We start from the raw sequence: 16,930 nt of genomic DNA, 5'->3' as shown, positions 1-16,930 counted from the left end.
GGCCTTCCGCAAAGGGGACCCAGCCTCCCACAAAGGGGACTCGGTCTCCCGTCAAAGAGACCCGCGCCGCTGCCGGACCCACCGGATCGATCCCGGCGAACGGATCGCCGTCCTTCGTCCCGCCGGACGGCAGGCATGCGCCGTCAGTCGAAGCGGACGCCGGCGCGCAGGGCGCCCCAATGCCGGTTGCGGACGGTGATCGGCGTCGACGCATCCATCATCAGAACGGTGTTGCCGCCGCCCATCCGGCGCAGATAGGTCTGCACCAGGAAATCGCGCACACTGCGCGCGGCGGACAGGCCGGTGCGGTCGTCGAAGATGCGCCGGTTGCGGCAATTGGCTTCGTTCCAGACCGGGTCGGTGCCCTGCGGCTGCGAAAACTTCCGATTGTGGACCGGCAGATAGCCGTTCCGGTCGACCGCCGCGCAGAAGACGATGCGGCTGTCGACGCCGAGCATCGGCTCCTGGATCGGCGACAGGACGCCCTCCAGGAAGTCGAGCGCCCGGTTGGTGACCTGGCGCGGATTGCTGCCGGCGATCTCGCGATAGGTTTCGTCGAACAGCGTGTCGAGGTCGATGCGGCCACTGTCCAGCGCGTCGTGGAAGATCGTCTGGATCTGGTCGGCCGCCCCCCGGAGCGCCTTCTTGAGCGACGACTGCGCATCGAGCGCCTGATCGATGCGCGCGCGCAGGCGGGCGCTGACCGCCTCCGACGGCGCCAGGAACTCGAAGCGCAGACCGAGCTGCTGGCGGCCATGCAGACGACCGCGCAGCCGGCCGACCTCCGCGATCTCCAGATCGCACTCGCTGCCGTCCCGGACGTCGGGACCCTCATATTCGACCAGCACGCCGCCGGCGGAAATCTCCACCGTGCGGGACGAGACGTTCATCCCGGCACCGGACATGCGGATGGGCCAGCGCACCGGCACCCGCTCGTGGCGGCGGTTGTCGGTGGTGTTGAAGGCGCGGACGGTGACCACCAGGCGCTGTTCCAGATGATCGAACAGCGCGATCACCTCGCCGGCGGCCTCGCCGACCACGCCGGAAGCCCGGTTCAGGCTGTCGACGCCGGTGCCGATCGTCCCGACGTTCGATTGCAGCTCGCTGGCCACCGCGGCGACCATCTGGACGTTCTGGGTCACCTCCTGCAGGGCGCGGAGCTGGCCCCTGGCGCTCTCGGCGACATTGGCGGCCACGGCCTCGATGCCGCCGATCGACTGGCCGACCTCGTCCATCGCCGAGACGGCCGCATTGGTCGCAAGCGTCATGCCGGCGATCTGGTCGGCGATGTCCTGGGTCGCCTGGGCGGTCCGCTGCGACAGCTGCTTGACCTCCTGCGCCACGATGGCGAAGCCGCGCCCGGCCTCGCCGGCCCGCGCCGCCTCGATGGTCGCGTTGAGGGCGAGCAGGTTGGTCTGCCGGGCGATGCCGTCGATCAGCTTGACCACCTCGCCGATCCGGTCGGAGGCGGATTTCAGATCCTGGACGATGCGCGCCGCTTCGCCCGCCTTGCGCACGGCATCGCCGGCGAGCCCCGCCGTTCCGTCGGCCTGCCGGCCGACCTCGCGGCTGGAGGCGACCAGTTCCTCGGTGGCTGAGGCGACCGACTGGGCGCCGTCCGTGGTGATGCCGGAGCTGCGCAGCACGCCTTCATTGGCGCGCGCGACGGCATCGACCGCCTGGCGCAGGTCGCGCACGACATCGGTCAGGGCGGTCGCCTGGCTGGCGATCGACTGATTGGCCTGCTGCATCTCGCTCTCGATGGCGCCGACCAGGGCCTCGGCCTCGCGTTCGCGGGTCAGCGTCTCGTTGCGCTGGCCATAGGCCGAAAGCGCCAGTCCGATGTCCAGAAAGACGCATTGCAGGAAGGCATTGACCGGGCCCGCCGCCTTGTGGCGACCGATCAGGGCATCGACGAAGCCGCGCGCCATCAGCGAATAGGCCGCGACATAGTGGTGCGGCTCCAGGCCGGCCCGGACATGGGCAAGCCCGATCCGGCGCGCCTTCTCGCGCAAAGCCTCATCCGCCTGGCCGGCGAGCAGCGAGCGCCAATGGGCGATCTGGGCCGCGACCAGGCGTTCGCGCGTCGCCGCGTCCGGCACCATCGCGGCCATTTCGGGGGTCAACTGGATGCTGTCGTAGAGCCGGTCGAGCACCGGGCGGAACTGCCCCTCGAGCAGCCGGCGGGCGGTTTCGAGATCGGCGCGCGCCGCCTCGGAGAAGGTCGCCTCCGATTCGATCAGGTTGGACGGCGGCGCCGCTTCGGCCCGGCTCATCCCCTTGCCAATCCACATGACTTCCCCCAACCCGTCGACAGACGCGAGGGGAATTTGGACGATGAAGGTTAACAGACCCTGGAATTCCGCAGCCGACAGACCACCGGTTGCCCGGTCCGGGCCTTCGAGCGGTCGGCCGAAGGGCCTCGACGCCGGCCGGTGAACGGCCGGATTTCCGGTTCGCCCAGGCCCATGCCGTTCGGTCGGAATCGCACGGAATCGCGCATCGCCGACATTGGGCCGCCGGCCGCAGTCCGGTCCGCGGCACCCGCCGACCCGGTGCCCCGGCGCGCGGCGCATGGCAGATGCCCGGGCTTCAAGAGGGAGCGGACGGTCGGGCGCTGCCGGAGCCTTGGTGCCGCCTTTGCCGCGGGTCCGTCCGCCGGCGGTCGCGATCGCCCGCCGGCTCAGCGCTTCCAGACGACATAGATGTGCAGGCCCCCGGCGCGCCCCCCGCCCTCCTCCGGGCTGTCGCCGCGCCCGGCCATGGCGGAATTGCCTCGCTGCGCGGCCGGCCGGTACGATGCCGCATCGCTCGACCCGCCCGTCGCCGTGGCGGTGCGCCCGAGGCGGAACGTGCGCCGTTCGATGTCGAGCAGGAGGTTGTGGACGACCTGACCGTTCGGTCCGTGGGACGGCTCCGACAGGAAGACCACCCGGTAGCGGATCAGCCCGATCACGGCCGCCGCGGCCGTTCCCGAGGCGAGGAGCAGGGTGGCGAAGCCGAGGTCGGGCATGGAATCTCTCCGTGGTTCACAATATTTCTACTACTACGTCATCCGAGACTCCACGGCCAGTGACGGCTTTACACTTTCTTAGCGCTTTTCGATTACCGGGTTGGTTGTGATTCGCAACATCTGTCGGTTGTGTTGTAACGTCACCCCGGCCATGGCAAAATGCCAGTGATCGTTGATCGACGGGCGTCAAGCGGGGGGCGTTCCATGGGCCAGAATTCTTACGACAGCACAGACGATCCGGCCCTCGCCGCCGTGCAGGCCGCCTTCGAGGCCGACATGCGGGTTCTGGTCGGCAAGTTCGAACTCTATGCCCGCGGCAACCCGCGATTCGGCCGGCGCCTGTTCCAGGAGGTGGTGCATCCGGCCGTCGAGCGGATGGAAGCCGCCACCGGCGATCCGCCCGCCCCCGAAGAAGCCTCCAACCGTGCCGAACGGACCGAGGCGCGCGGCCGAACCGGCCGGCCGGCCGAACCGATGGCGACCGTCGTCAAGCTCGATCGGCGACGCGCCCCATCGACCGCCGCGCATTCGGGTCCCGACGTTCCGAATTTCATCCTGGATGTGTTGTGCGGTTCGGACGGCGCCCTGAGCGTCGAGGAGATCCAGTCGCATCTGGAGGCTTTCGATCCGCCGATATCACCCGCCAATCTCTCGGTGATCCTGCACCGCATGGTCCGCAGCGGCCACCTGCACCGCCCCGGCCGCGGCCTCTACGCCCCCGGCCCCCGCGCCGCCGACCTCACCGGCGACACCGGCCTGCAGAGACCATAGCGCGAGATCCGCCCCTGGCGATCCGCTCGGATCGACAACCATCGAAAGCGCAAGGAACTCCGCGGACACGGTACGCCGGCCCCTTCCCTCCTCCAGGGAGAGAAGGGAGCAACACGTTGAGAGATAGACGAAATCAGCGCACCCGATCCCCCGGCTCCATCCCCTTCGCCCCCGGCAATGGAGAGGAGGGAGTAACGCGTTGAGAGATCGAGAAATTCCACTCGCGCGATCCCTCGCCCCCTTCCCCTTCGCCCCCTGAAGGGGGGAGAAGGTGCCCGAAGGGCGGATGAGGGGGGCGATCGGTCGGATGGTGCAAAGACCTTCGGTCTCGGGCGGCGGGGTCGGCGGCCGGACCGCAATGCCGGAGCATTGACGCGCGACCGTCCCCCTCATCCGCCCTTCGGGCACCTTCTCCCCCCACTGGGGGGAGAAGGGGTTAACGACTTGAGAGATCGACGAAATCCGAACAAGCGATCTCCCGGCCACCTTCCCTTCGCCTCCTGCAATTGAGAGGAGGGAGCAACACGTCGAGAGATCGGGGAAATCCGCTTGCGCGATCCCCCGGTCCCTTCCCCTTCGCCCCCTGAAGGGGGGAGAAGGTGCCCGAAGGGCGGATGAGGGGGGTCGATCGCGCGGCGCCGGTCGATCTCCCGGACCGGGCTCGGATCGCCGAGACCGCTGATTTCGAGGGTGTTTCCATATCCACCCCCTCATCCCGCCTTCGGCGACCTTCTCCCCCCTTCAGGGGGCGAAGGGGAAGGAGCCGTGGGGTCGGACGGGTCGATACCCCATATCCCTCAACGCGCTATCCCCTTCGCCCCCTGAAGGGGGGAGAAGGGAGCAACGCCTTGAGAGATCGGGGAAATCTGCGCATCCGATCCGGTCTTCCGACCCGCCTCGCCACCGTGAGGGGCGGAATACTTACTACAACACGATCCAGGCGGGCGGCGAAAGCGCCGTGCTACTGGGCCGACGGCTGGCCGTCGTTGCGGGCGGAGGCGGGGGCGGTGCCTTCGCGCAGTCCCTCTTTCAGCTTCTTCTGGATGCGGGCCAGGTCTTCGGGCTCGGGCTTCAGATCGACCGAATGGCGCCACTGGAAGGTCGCCTCAAGCTGGCGGCCGACATGCCAGTAGGCGTCGCCCAGATGGTCGTTGATGACCGGATCCTCCGGGCGCAGCAGGACGGCGCGCTCCAGTTCGCGCACCGCATCGTCGTAGCGGCCGAGCCGATAGTAGGCCCAGCCGAGGCTGTCGACGATATAGCCGTCATCGGGCTTGAGCTCGACCGCCTGGCGCACGAGGTCGAGCCCCTTGTCGAGGTTGAGACCCATGTCGATCCAGGAATAGCCGAGATAGTTCAGCACCGAGGCTTCGTTCGGGTTCAGCTCCAGGGCCTTGAAGAAGTCGGCCTCGGCCTTCGGCCACTGCTTGGTGCGCTCGTAGCAGATGCCGCGATAGTAATAGATCGACCAGTCCGACTTCTGCGGCTGCGGGCTCAACGCCACGGCGCGGGAATAGACCTCGGCGGCTTCGGCGAATTTCTTGTTCGACCGCAACACGTCGCCGAGCGCCAGGATGGCGTCGACATCCTTCGGGGCCTTTTCGAGACTCGCTTCCAGGGCGCGGCGGGATTCGTCGAACTTGGACAGCAGGCTGTAGTAGCGGCCGATCTGGATGTCGACCATCGGCTTCAGGCGGGAGTCGGCGGCGATCCGGCCCAGGATGTCGACGGACTTCTCGTAGTTCTTCATCTGGCCCTGCAGGGAGGCCAGGGTCAGCAGCGGCAGTTCGGCCTTGGGTTCCAGGAACAGGGCCAGCTGCAGATAGACCGCGGCCATCTCCTCGCCGCCGTCGCGGCCGATCGCCGCGCCGAGGCCGTAGAGCAGCTCCGAGGCGCCGGCCGTCGCCGAGGTCACCAGGGGCGCCGGGACCTTGCCGGCGGTGAGGTCCTCGCGGGTCTCCTGGATCAGCGGATGGTCCGGCACGATCTTCTCGAAATTGTCGAGAATGCCCGCCGCCTCCAGCATCTTGCCCTGGCGGGCGAGCGCGCGCGCCTGGGCGTCGGTGACGCGCAGGGTGTTCTGGTCGGACTTGTAGGCGGCGCCGAGCCGCTTGCCGGCCTCGGCGCGGCGGCCGGCCAGATCGGCGATCAGGCCGGAGTGGAAATTCTTGAAGATGCCGTACCATTCCGGGCCGTTGAGCTTGTCGATCGCCTTCAGGGCGGCGTCGGTGTCGCCCTGGCCGGCATAGGTCCAGGCGGTCAGCACGGCGGCGGTCAGGTCGGTCAGCGGCCGGGCCGCCATCTGCGAGAAATGGGTCCGCGCCCGCTCGTACTGGCCGCGCTTGAAGGCATCGATGCCGAGCGCGAGGCGGGCGAGTTGGTTGGCCTTGTCGCGCTGGACGACCCGCTGGGCGAGCGGCAGGGCATCCTTGATGCGGCCGTCGGCGAGCAGCAGCGGGAAGGCGCGATCGATCAGGATCGGATTGCCGGGGTCGTTGGAGAGCGCCTCGCGGTAGAAGGTGGCGGCGTTCTCGATGTCGCGCAGCGCTCCGGCGAGGCGGCCGGCGAGATAGTTGCCGGCGAGCGAGGTGGCATGGCCGCCGACCGGCACCTGGTCCTGGCTGGTCTTGGCTTCGCCGCGCCCGGCGCCCGCGACGGTCGCCAGGGCGAGAGCGGCGGCGAGCGCGGCAAGGACGGTCCGGCCGGACCGGCGACGGGGATGCAGGCGGGCAACGTTCATCGAAAGGGTGCTCCGGACCGGTACGGCCGATCATCATCTGACCCGCGAGGATGGCGGTTTTGAGTCAGCTTGTGAAGGTCGCAATGTAGGGTGCGGCGGGTCCCGCGAAAACCGGTGCGGCTCCGCAGGGAACCGGATTGACCACAAGATGCTTGCATGGCGGCCGAGAGCGTTGCATTGCGAGCGTGGCCGCCACGGGGCGGCGGCCGACGGAGAGGGTCCGATGACGAAGTGGGTCTACACGTTCGGTGACGGCAAGGCGGAAGGCGCCGCGGGCATGAAGAACCTGCTCGGCGGCAAGGGCGCCAACCTCGCCGAGATGTCCAATCTCGGCCTGCCGGTGCCGCCCGGCTTCACCATCACCACCGGCGTCTGCACCTACTATTACGCCAACGGCAACGCCTATCCGCCGGAGCTGGCCGCCGAGGTCGACGCCGCGCTGGCCCATGTCGGCACCCTGGCCGGCCGGCGCTTCGGCGACGACGCCAATCCGCTGCTGGTCTCGGTCCGGTCCGGCGCCCGCGCCTCCATGCCGGGCATGATGGATACCGTGCTCAATCTCGGCCTCAACGACGTGACCGTGGCGGCGGTGGCGACCGCGGCGGGCGACGAGCGCTTCGCCTATGACAGCTACCGGCGCTTCATCCAGATGTATTCGGATGTCGTGATGGGCATCGACCATCACCATTTCGAAGAAATCCTGCAGAACTACAAGGACGACAACGGCTACAGCCTTGATACCGACCTGATCGCCGGCGACTGGAAGACGGTCATCGGCAAGTACAAGGCGATGGTCGAGACGGAAGCCGGCAAGCCCTTCCCGCAGGATGCGCACGAACAGTTGTGGGGCGCTGTCGGCGCCGTGTTCGGCTCGTGGATGAACGCGCGCGCCATCACCTATCGCCGCCTGCACGACATTCCGGAGAGCTGGGGCACCGCCGTCAACATCCAGGCGATGGTGTTCGGCAACATGGGCGAGACCTCGGCGACCGGCGTCGCCTTCACGCGCAATCCGTCGACCGGCGAGAAGCGCCTCTACGGCGAGTTCCTGGTCAACGCCCAGGGCGAGGACGTGGTCGCCGGCATCCGCACCCCGCAGGACCTGACCGAAGTGGCCCGCATCGAGGCCGGGTCCGAGCGGCCCTCGCTGGAGGCGGTGATGCCGGAGGCCTTCCGCGAATTCGTCGCCATCTGCGACACGCTGGAAGCGCACTATCGCGACATGCAGGATGTGGAATTCACCATCGAGCGCGGCAAGCTGTGGATGCTGCAGACCCGCTCGGGCAAGCGCACCACCAAGGCGGCCCTGAAGGTCGCGGTCGACATGTGCGGCGAGGGCCTGATCACCCGCGATGAGGCGATCCTGCGGATCGAACCGGGCGGTCTCGACCAGCTATTGCACCCGACGATCGACCCATCCGCCGAGCGCGTGCTGGTCGCCAAGGGCCTGCCGGCCTCGCCGGGTGCGGCGTCGGGCGAGGTCGTGTTCAACTCCGAGGATGCGGTGGCCGCCAAGCAGGCCGGCCGCCGGGTCATCCTGGTGCGCATCGAGACCAGCCCCGAGGATATCCACGGCATGCATGCCGCCGAGGGCATCCTGACCACCCGCGGCGGCATGACCAGCCATGCGGCCGTGGTCGCCCGCGGCATGGGCAAGCCCTGCGTCTCCGGCGCCGGCTCGATCCGGGTCGACTATGCGGTCGAAACCCTGACGTCCGGCGGCATCACGCTGAAGAAGGGCGACATCGTCACCATCGACGGCGCCAGCGGCCAGGTCCTCAAGGGCCGCGTGCCGATGCTGCAGCCGGAACTGTCCGGCGACTTCGCCAAGCTGATGGAATGGGCCGACGCCATTCGCCGCATGGCGGTGCGCACCAATGCCGAGACCCCGGCCGATGCGCGCGTCGCGGTCCGCTTCGGCGCGGAAGGCATCGGCCTCAGCCGCACCGAGCACATGTTCTTCGACGAGGGCCGCATCGTCGCGGTGCGCGAGATGATCCTCGCCGACGACGAGAAGGGTCGCCGCCAGGCGCTGGCCAAGCTTCTGCCGATGCAGCGCGCCGACTTCGTCGAACTGTTCGAGATCATGCACGGCCTGCCGGTCACCATCCGCCTGCTCGATCCGCCGCTGCACGAATTCCTGCCCAAGACCGAGGAGGAGATCGCCGAGGTCGCCAAGGGTCTGGGCGTGCATCCGCAGAAGCTGCGCGAACGGGCCGACGAACTGCATGAATTCAACCCGATGCTCGGCTTCCGCGGCTGCCGGCTGGCGATCAACTACCCCGAAATCGCCGAGATGCAGGCCCGTGCCATCTTCGAGGCGGCGGTCGAGGCCGGCGCCAAGACCGGCCGGCCGGTGGTGCCCGAGGTCATGGTCCCGCTGGTCGCGATGCGTCAGGAGTTCGATCTGGTCAAGGCGCGCATCGACGCCATGGCGGCCGCCGTCGCCAAGGAGAAGGGCGTGACGATCGACTATTCGGTCGGCACCATGATCGAGCTGCCGCGCGCCTGCCTGATGGCCGGCCAGATCGCGGAGACGGCCGAATTCTTCTCCTTCGGCACCAACGACCTGACCCAGACCACCTACGGCCTGTCGCGCGACGATGCCGCCCAGTTCCTCGGGCCCTATCTGCAGCGCGGTATTCTGGAGCAGGATCCGTTCGTGTCGCTCGATCAGGCCGGCGTCGGCGAACTGGTCCGGATCGCGGTCGAGCGCGGCCGTGCGGTGCGGCCGAAGATCAAGCTCGGCATCTGCGGCGAGCATGGCGGCGACCCCGCCTCGATCCGCTTCTGCGAGAGCGTCGGCCTCGACTACGTCTCCTGCTCGCCCTTCCGGGTCCCGATCGCCCGCCTCGCCGCGGCGCAGGCCTCCATCGAGGAGAAGCGGCACAGCGGCCACGCCGACACGACGGCGTAAAACGGTGGCGGCCGAAAAACCAGCTGCATGAAAATCCCCTCGGACGCACGCGTCCGAGGGGTGTTCGGTCCTCGGCGGGCTGGGAGTCCCTGAGAGGAGCCCTATGAACATGACGGCCTTAACAGCAATATGCCGCAGGGAAAAGTGCGCGCTGCGACCTTTTGTCGGCTGTTGCAGAAATGCCCATGTAGAAGGCGGCCTCGAAAGTCCTCAGGATTGATGACAGCAACGTCATGACTGTTGCGAAATCGAAGGACGCGCCTGTTCTCCAGGCGACATGCTTGCGATCATTGAAAGATAACGAAAAACAATTCAGCAAACTCTGAAAGATGAGACTTAAGTCGAATCCCCGATCCGGTCCGATGAATCCTGACATCGACCGCCCGGCGGGCGGTATCGTTTTGACCGGTGCGAGAAGATTTGGCATGCCAGAGAAAACCAGCGGCTTTGAACTTGCGTCCCTCCGGGCGGTTCGGCGGGCCCGTTCGGGTCTCGATTGACAGCATTCCCGCCGGACGGGATGACTGCAGGACGCGCCCGCCACGCGGTCGGGCCGACATTCGCCGGAGACCACCGATCGCCATGGCCCGCCCGTTTCCCTCGCTCGACGACATCCGCGCGGGCGGCAAGCCCGCCCTGGCGCGGGCGTTGTCCCTGATCGAAACCGCCGACGGGACCGAGCCGCTTGCGGCCCTGCTCGACGAGGCGGCGCGGCGGGCGGACGGGCTGGTCCTCGGCATCACGGGCCCGCCGGGCGTCGGCAAGTCGACGCTGACCAACGCCCTGATCCGTCGCCATCGCGAGGCCGGGCGCACGGTCGGGGTGATTGCCGTCGATCCCTCCTCCCGCTTCACGGGCGGCGCCCTGCTCGGCGACCGGACGCGTCTCAGGACCGATCCCGACGACACCGGCACCTTCGTCCGCTCCATGGCGGCACGCGACCGCCTGGGCGGACTGTCCGACCACGCCGTCGCGGCGGTGGTCCTGATGCGGGCGGCCTTCGACCGGGTGATCGTGGAATCGGTCGGCATCGGCCAGTCGGAGGCCGACATCGCCTTCGCGGCCGATACCGTGCTTCTGTGCATCCAGCCGGGCTCGGGCGACAGCCTGCAATTCATGAAGGCCGGCGTGATGGAACTGCCCGATGTCGTCGCCGTCACCAAGGCCGACATGGGCGAGACGGCGCGGCGCGCCCGTGCCGACGTGGAGGGTGCCCTGACCCTGGCCCATACCGCCGCCGACGAGTGGCGCGCCCGGGTGGTCTCGGTTTCGTCGGCCTCCGGTGAAGGCCTGGAGGCGCTGGAGGCCGCCGTCGCCGAGCACGCGGCCTGGACGCTGGAGCACGGACGGCTCGGGCAGCGCCGGGCCGCCCAGGCGCGGCACTGGGTCGAGGATGCGATCCGCCTGCGCTACGGTCAGCGGGGTCTCGCGACCGTCGACGCGGCCGCCGCCCTCGCGGATGCGGGCGGCCCCTTCGAGGCGACCCGCCGCCTCGCGCAGAGCCTGGAGCGGCGGCTGACCGTCGCGGTCGCCGACTGAGCGCCGGCTTCCGGCTTATGTCGGGACCCGCCAACGCACGCCCCGGCGCGGTCCGGGGCACCGCAGAGGCTGCCCATGACGACCGGCCGGCGATCCGAGGGGAAGAATCGGCTCCGCGTTCCTATGTGATTGCCTGTGCAAGCTTTTTCCGATCCGAGCGAGGCGCCCGGATCGGGCTTTGCTCTGTTCGGGGCCGGCGCGATCGACCTGTGGCAAGCGGTGGTCACCGTCCGGTGGAGGGCGCGGAATCCGTGTTGCGCCGGATGCCGTCGGCCGATCCGGGCCGGCTTCGCCCACGATCTCGCCACCATTAACGGCTTCTCAAGGTTACCGGGCAGAAAATGCCAGCCGTGGCCATTGAGTGCCGGTTCACGCGTCGTATGGGGTCAGTCAGTTGCGTCCGTCCAAGGGTCGAATTCGCCGGGTTCTCGGCATCGCCGGTCTGACCGCCCTCAGCGTTCCGGCCATCCAGCATTTCAGCGCGGAACCGCCCGCGCCGAAGGCCCCCGGGGCCGGGATCACGGTGATCGCCTTCGCGCCGCCGGGCACCGCCTGGTTCGAGGAATATTCCGCCCTGCGGACCGGACTGGCCGGGACCGAGACGGCAAGCGCCGACGCCGGCCGCACGGCCGACGTGAGCCGGGTGGCCGACGCCGGCCGCGCCCTCGGCGGCGCCGCGCCCGTCCCCGCGCTCGCACCGGCCGGCCAAGCGGCAGGCCTTGCCCGACCGGTGGTCGCCGATCCGGTCGTCACCGGCGCGATCACGCCGGACGCCACCATGCGGGCCGACATCGCCGCCGCGTCGGTGCTTCCCGCGCCGGCCGCCCACAAGGGTCCGATGCTGCTGCCGCCCGCGCCGGTTCCGGTCGAGAACCGCAAGGTCGCGGTCCTGCGCATCCCGGTCGAACCGATCGAGACCTTCGCGGCCGATCCGGCTGTCTCGGACCGCGCCGGGCCAGTGGCCGAGACCGCGCCCCCGCCGATCGACGCCAGCCCGGTCCCGCCCGTGGCGTCCGCAGCACCGCCGGCGGCCGGCGAGACGACCGAGGCGGCCACTCTGTCCCTGCCGAGCGCCGATGCCGGCGTGGCGGGCGGCTTTGCGCCGGCGCCCTGGATCATGATCCATGCCGCCGCCACCGCCCCGAATGCCGTCGGGCGCAGTGCCGGGCTCGCCCCGGCCGCCACCGAAGCCTCGGCCTCCGCGCGCCGCAGGATGGCGGCGCGAACGGGTTCGCGCGGCCGCGATTTCGCCCCTGAAGCCCAGGTGCCGATGCTCGGCTATGCCAACGACGCGCCCGACGTCGAGGCGCCGTTCCGATCGGTGCTCGGCGAGCCGGGTGCCAAGGCCGGCATCGGACCGAAGCTGCCGGCGAACATGCATGCCTGGGCCTATGCGGACCTGCCGGCCGGCGTCGACGATCAGCGCCAGCAGAAATGCCTCGCCGAGGCGATCTATTTCGAGGCGCGCGGCGAGAACGAGCGGGGCCAGGTCGCCGTCGCCCAGGTGGTCCTCAACCGTCTGCGCAATCCCGCCTATCCGAAGCGCATCTGCGACGTGGTCTATCAGAACGCCCGCTGGTTCGGCCGCTGCCAGTTCTCCTTCGCCTGCGACGGCAGGCCGGAGGAGATCAACGAACCGGACGCCTGGGACAAGGCCGTCGAGATCGCCCGCGCGGTCACCGCCGGCAAGACCTATCTGCCGGAGATCGGCGATTCGACCCACTACCACGCCACCTGGGTCACTCCGAACTGGCGCCGCGGCATGATCCGGAAGACCAAGATCGGCGTCCATGTCTTCTACCGCACCGTGAACGGCGGCTGGATCTGATACCGAAGCGGTTCTTGTCTTTGGACGGCGATCCATCAACGCCGTTCACCGAACGCATCAGGACAATTCGTTATGCCGGATGGTCGGCACTCCCTATTCTGACGTCTGACTCGCGCTCCATTTCAGCCTCGTCCGCTTTCGCCCCCGCTCTGCGGCTGCGGCGGCCGGGGTCTTCGGCCTTTCGCCACGGCGCGCATCGACGAGACCGGCCATGACCACCAGCACTCTGCGCTTCCCCCTCTGGCTGATGGTGGCCGCCGGCTGCCTGATCGCCGCGATCAATTTCGGCCCGCGGTCGGCAATGGGCTTCTTCCAGTTGCCGATGATCACCGACAAGGGCTGGACCCGCGAAACCTATTCGCTGGCCATGGCGGTGCAGAACCTGATGTGGGGCGTCGGCGCCGTCGCCTTCGGCGGCCTCGCCGACCGGTTCGGCACCGCGCGGGTGCTCTCGCTCGGTGCGGTCACCTATTCGATCGGCCTGGTCGTGATGGCCTGGGCGCCGGAACCGGCCTGGCTGCAGGTCGGCGGCGGCATCCTGGTCGGTCTCGGCGTCGCCGGTTCGGCCTTCGGCATCATCATGGCGTCGCTCGGCCGCGCCGTGCCGCCCGAGAAGCGCACCATGGTGTTCGGTTTCGCCACCGCCGCCGGCTCCTTCGGGCAGTTCTTCTTCTCGCCGCTGAGCCAGGGCCTGATCGAGCGTTTCGGCTGGCACGATGCCTTGTGGGCGCTGGCCGGGATCATCATGATCATCCCGCTCCTGTCGATCCCGCTGCAGGGCAAGCCGGCGCCGCGGGCGATCGGCGCGGTCGACCAGTCGGTCGGCGCGGCCCTGTCGGAGGCCTTCGGCCATCGCAGCTTCGTGCTGCTGTTCACCGGCTTCTTCGTCTGCGGCTTCCAGGTCGCGTTCATCTCGGTGCATTTCCCGGCCTATATCCGCGACCTCGGTCTCGACGCGAAGTGGGGCGTGACCGCGCTGATGCTGATCGGCCTGTTCAACATCGCGGGCTCGCTCGGGTCCGGATTTCTCGGCATGCGGGTCTCCAAGCGCATCATCCTGGCCCTGATCTACTTCCTGCGCGCGGTCGCCTTCACGGTCTTCCTGCTGGTCCCCGCGACGCCTGCCACCGTCGTGATCTTCTCGGCCGTGATCGGCATCCTGTGGCTCTCGACCGTGCCGCCGACCAACGGACTGGTGGCGGTGATGTTCGGCACCCGCTATCTGGCCATGCTCGGCGGCATCGTCTTCTTCTCGCACCAGATCGGTTCGTTCCTGGGCGTCTGGCTCGGCGGCAAGCTCTACGACCTCAACCACAGCTACGACCCGGTCTGGTGGATGGGTGTGGCGCTCGGCCTGTTCGCCGCCGTCATTCACATGCCGATCCGCGAGGCGGCGGTACCGCGCCTGCAGGGGCCCGCCCCGGCGGAATGAAACGCCGCAGCGCGCGGCCGGTTCGAGCCCCGCTGACCGCAGGGCTCATCCGCCGTCCGCGCCGCTTGCCGATCTCCGACGCGTCGGGCAGTTTCCGCCGCACATGTTCCGGAGGAGACGCAAAGCATGGATAAGTTCCCCGCGGTCCTGGTCACCCGCGACGACGCGACGAAGCAGCAGAGCGTCGCGCTGACGGCCATCGCCGAGAGCGAGCTGATGGACGGCGACGTGACCGTCGCGGTCGAGTGGTCGACCATCAACTACAAGGACGGCCTGGCGATCACCGGCAAGAGCCCGGTCGTGCGCCGCTTTCCGATGGTCCCCGGCATCGATTTCGCCGGCACCGTGACCGCGTCGGCCCATCCCGATTTCGCCCCCGGCGATGCCGTCATCCTCGACGGCTGGGGCGTCGGCGAGACCCATATGGGCGGCTATGCCGGCCGCGCCCGGGTCAAGGGCGACTGGCTGATCAAGCGCCCGGCGGCGATCTCGGCCCGCTCCGCCATGGCGGTCGGCACCGCCGGCTACACGGCGATGCTGGCCGTGATGGCGCTCGAAAAGCACGGCCTGACCCCGGCGCGCGGCCCGGTCGTGGTCACCGGTGCGGCCGGCGGCGTCGGCTCGGTGGCGATCGCCGTGCTGGCCAAGCTCGGCTGGCACGTCATCGCCGTCACCGGCCGGACCAGCGAGGCCGACTACCTGAAGGGCCTCGGTGCGGCCGAGATTCTCGAACGCGCGGAACTGGCCGGCGCGCCCAAGCCGCTCGCCAAGGAACGCTGGGCGGCGGGCGTCGATTCCGTCGGCTCGACCACCCTCGCCAATGTCCTGTCGATGACGCGCTACGGCGGTGCGGTGGCGGCCTGCGGGCTCGCCGGCGGCATGGATCTGCCGTCCTCGGTGGCCCCGTTCATCCTGCGCGGCGTCGCGCTGCTCGGCATCGATTCCGTGATGGCGCCGAAGGCTCTGCGCGAGGCGGCCTGGGCGCGGATCGTGGCCGATCTGGATCTTGCCAAGCTGGAGGCCATGACCAGCGAGATCGCGCTCGCCGACGTGATCGGCACCGCGCCGGACATCCTCGCCGGCAAGGTGCGCGGTCGCATCGTCGTCAAGGTCGCCTGACCGGCGGCCTCGACCGTCCCGACCCGACAAGAAACGGGCCCGCCATGCGCCGCATCGCGCTTTCGATCGCCATCCACATGGCGGGCTTTCTGCTGGTCTCGGCCCTGCTGCTCGTCGCGGTCGTCGGCCGCGAGGGTACGCTGCGGCTGGTCCTCGGCGACCCGGATCTCGGCCGGGTCGATTTCGAGACGCTGACGCGGCCCGATCCGGCTGCGGATGGTCTCGTCTGCCCGCCGACGCTCTGCCGCGCGGCCCGGCCGGACCGTGCCGCCCCGGTCTTCGCGGTCCCGGCGCGCGACCTGGCCCGCGCCCTGAAGCGCGTCGCGGAGGCCGATCCGCTCACCCGCCGCATTGCCGGCGACGCCGGCCTCGGCGAGGAGCGATACCTTTCCAGAACCCTAATATTTCGCTTTCCCGACACGATTGTCGTGAGGTACATTCAAATTACACAAGAGCATAGCACCCTTGCACTATCGTCGCGCAGCCAGATCGGGGGCACCGATCCGGACAGGAATCGGTCGCGCCTGATGCGGTGGATCGATCGCCTCTCCTCGGAGGTCCCGCTCCGGCGCGACGAATCCTGACCCCTGCCCGCGCGCCGTTCCTGCGGCGATCGGGCGGAGGCCGGCATGGGTCGCCGTTCGCGTGTCCGGGAGGGTTGTGTCATGTCCGTAGTCCAACGCCGGGGCACCCTGACGGTGCCGCGCCATCCCCTGTCGCCCGATCCGTCGTCCCCCCACCCCCACGGCGCCGCGCCGGCGACCGAACAGGCGGAACCGCTGTTCGAGCTGGCCGCCTTCGTGCTGGCCCTGCCGCTGGTCCCGAGCGCGCTGATCGCCCTCGCCGCCCTGTTCGGGTCGCTCGCAGGCTGTGACGCCGAGGCGGCATCGCTGTGCCGGATCGGCGCGGTCGATCTCGGTCAGGTGATCCGGATTTCGGTCGAGGCGGCCTGGGACATGCCGGTCTTCGTCGGCCTGCCGATGCTGATCGCGACCGTGCTGGTCCACCGTTCGACGGAGGATCTCGGCCAGCGCTTCTTCTGGGGCGCCCTGATGCCGGTCGCCTGTCTGTTCGCGGTGCTGGCGGCGCCGGTGGCGGCGGTCCATTTCGCCGACCACGACTCGTGCCGGATCACCGAGGCCGGTCGCGGCCTGTGCCGCATCTACGGCGTCGAACTCGGCGACAACTACGCGACCTCGGCCATGGTGCCCTGGCTGCTGATCCCGGCGGTTCCCGCCGCCGTGGTCTATGCGCTCGGCTATCTCGGCTTCGTGCGCGTGGCCGCCTGGGCCCGGCGCCTCACCTTCAGCCGTAGCGCAGCTTCAATGCCAGGATCGTCCCGTTCAGTGCGAGCGTGAAGACATTGGCCAGGATCAGCGGCCAGCTCATGATCATGATCCCGTAGGCGAGCCACAGCACGATCCCGATCACGAAGATCGAGAAGGTGGCGAGCGACAGGCTCGACGTGTCGCGCAGCCGGATGACGCGGATGGTTTGCGGGAGCCAACACAGCGTGGTGCAGAGCGCCGCGATGATACCGATGACTTCGATCAGGACCGGGTTCACGACCG

The 16,930-nt window shown here is 69.1% G+C and carries 12 protein-coding genes; 8 read left to right on the top strand and 4 right to left on the bottom strand.

Translation table 11 applies throughout. The features are described from left to right. Positions 1–143 precede the first annotated feature (143 nt). Together ABB55_RS21600 and ABB55_RS21595 are read right to left on the bottom strand one after the other, a co-directional pair. A complete protein-coding gene (locus ABB55_RS21600; RefSeq protein ID WP_054360660.1) occupies positions 144–2,276 on the bottom strand; it encodes a methyl-accepting chemotaxis protein in 2,133 nt (710 codons plus the stop codon). Between the two features lie 407 nt (positions 2,277–2,683). After that, entirely contained in the window at positions 2,684–3,013 is a 330-nt protein-coding gene (locus ABB55_RS21595) for a hypothetical protein (RefSeq protein ID WP_054360659.1), read from the bottom strand. A gap of 204 nt (positions 3,014–3,217) precedes the next feature. Between ABB55_RS21595 and ABB55_RS30485 the strand changes: the two genes are divergently transcribed. Further along, the gene (locus ABB55_RS30485; protein WP_054360658.1) at positions 3,218–3,784 is read left to right on the top strand and encodes a helix-turn-helix domain-containing protein; all 567 of its coding nucleotides are present in this window, start codon (positions 3,218–3,220) and stop codon (positions 3,782–3,784) included. A gap of 961 nt (positions 3,785–4,745) precedes the next feature. Here ABB55_RS30485 and ABB55_RS21585 read toward each other — a convergent pair. Then, a complete protein-coding gene (locus tag ABB55_RS21585) occupies positions 4,746–6,524 on the bottom strand; it encodes a tetratricopeptide repeat protein (RefSeq protein ID WP_054360657.1) in 1,779 nt (592 codons plus the stop codon). Between the two features lie 223 nt (positions 6,525–6,747). On the opposite strand from ABB55_RS21585, the gene ppdK reads away from it, so the two are divergent. The 7 genes from ppdK (at position 6,748) to ABB55_RS21550 (ending at position 16,717) form a co-directional block, all read left to right on the top strand. Further along, complete coding sequence (gene ppdK, locus ABB55_RS21580) at positions 6,748–9,441, top strand: pyruvate, phosphate dikinase (RefSeq protein WP_054360656.1); 2,694 nt, start codon at positions 6,748–6,750, stop codon at positions 9,439–9,441. A gap of 582 nt (positions 9,442–10,023) precedes the next feature. Further along, positions 10,024–10,980 (top strand): ArgK/MeaB family GTPase, encoded by a 957-nt coding sequence (locus ABB55_RS21575; RefSeq protein ID WP_054360655.1) that lies wholly within the window; start codon positions 10,024–10,026, stop codon positions 10,978–10,980. Positions 10,981–11,374: 394 nt separating this feature from the next. Then, positions 11,375–12,808: a cell wall hydrolase gene (locus ABB55_RS21570; protein ID WP_054360654.1), complete on the top strand. Its 1,434-nt coding sequence runs from the start codon at positions 11,375–11,377 to the stop codon at positions 12,806–12,808. Positions 12,809–13,019: 211 nt separating this feature from the next. Further along, complete coding sequence (locus ABB55_RS21565) at positions 13,020–14,240, top strand: MFS transporter (RefSeq protein WP_054360653.1); 1,221 nt, start codon at positions 13,020–13,022, stop codon at positions 14,238–14,240. A 126-nt stretch (positions 14,241–14,366) separates the two neighbouring features. Further along, complete coding sequence (gene acuI, locus ABB55_RS21560; protein ID WP_054360652.1) at positions 14,367–15,359, top strand: acrylyl-CoA reductase (NADPH); 993 nt, start codon at positions 14,367–14,369, stop codon at positions 15,357–15,359. 44 nt (positions 15,360–15,403) lie between these two features. Next, positions 15,404–15,943: a DUF1499 domain-containing protein gene (locus ABB55_RS21555; protein ID WP_054360651.1), complete on the top strand. Its 540-nt coding sequence runs from the start codon at positions 15,404–15,406 to the stop codon at positions 15,941–15,943. 81 nt (positions 15,944–16,024) lie between these two features. Further along, positions 16,025–16,717, top strand: a complete 693-nt coding sequence (locus ABB55_RS21550) for a hypothetical protein (protein ID WP_054360650.1) — start codon at positions 16,025–16,027, stop codon at positions 16,715–16,717. Here ABB55_RS21550 and ABB55_RS21545 read toward each other — a convergent pair. Continuing rightward, positions 16,665–16,925 (bottom strand): SemiSWEET transporter, encoded by a 261-nt coding sequence (locus ABB55_RS21545; RefSeq protein WP_054360649.1) that lies wholly within the window; start codon positions 16,923–16,925, stop codon positions 16,665–16,667. The two genes, ABB55_RS21550 and ABB55_RS21545, sit on opposite strands and share 53 nt — an antisense overlap. Between the last annotated feature and the right edge of the window lie 5 nt (positions 16,926–16,930).

Source organism: Prosthecodimorpha hirschii (assembly GCF_001305515.1).
Lineage (GTDB): Bacteria > Pseudomonadota > Alphaproteobacteria > Rhizobiales > Ancalomicrobiaceae > Prosthecodimorpha > Prosthecodimorpha hirschii.
This window is presented reverse-complemented; position numbering and strand designations above follow the sequence as displayed.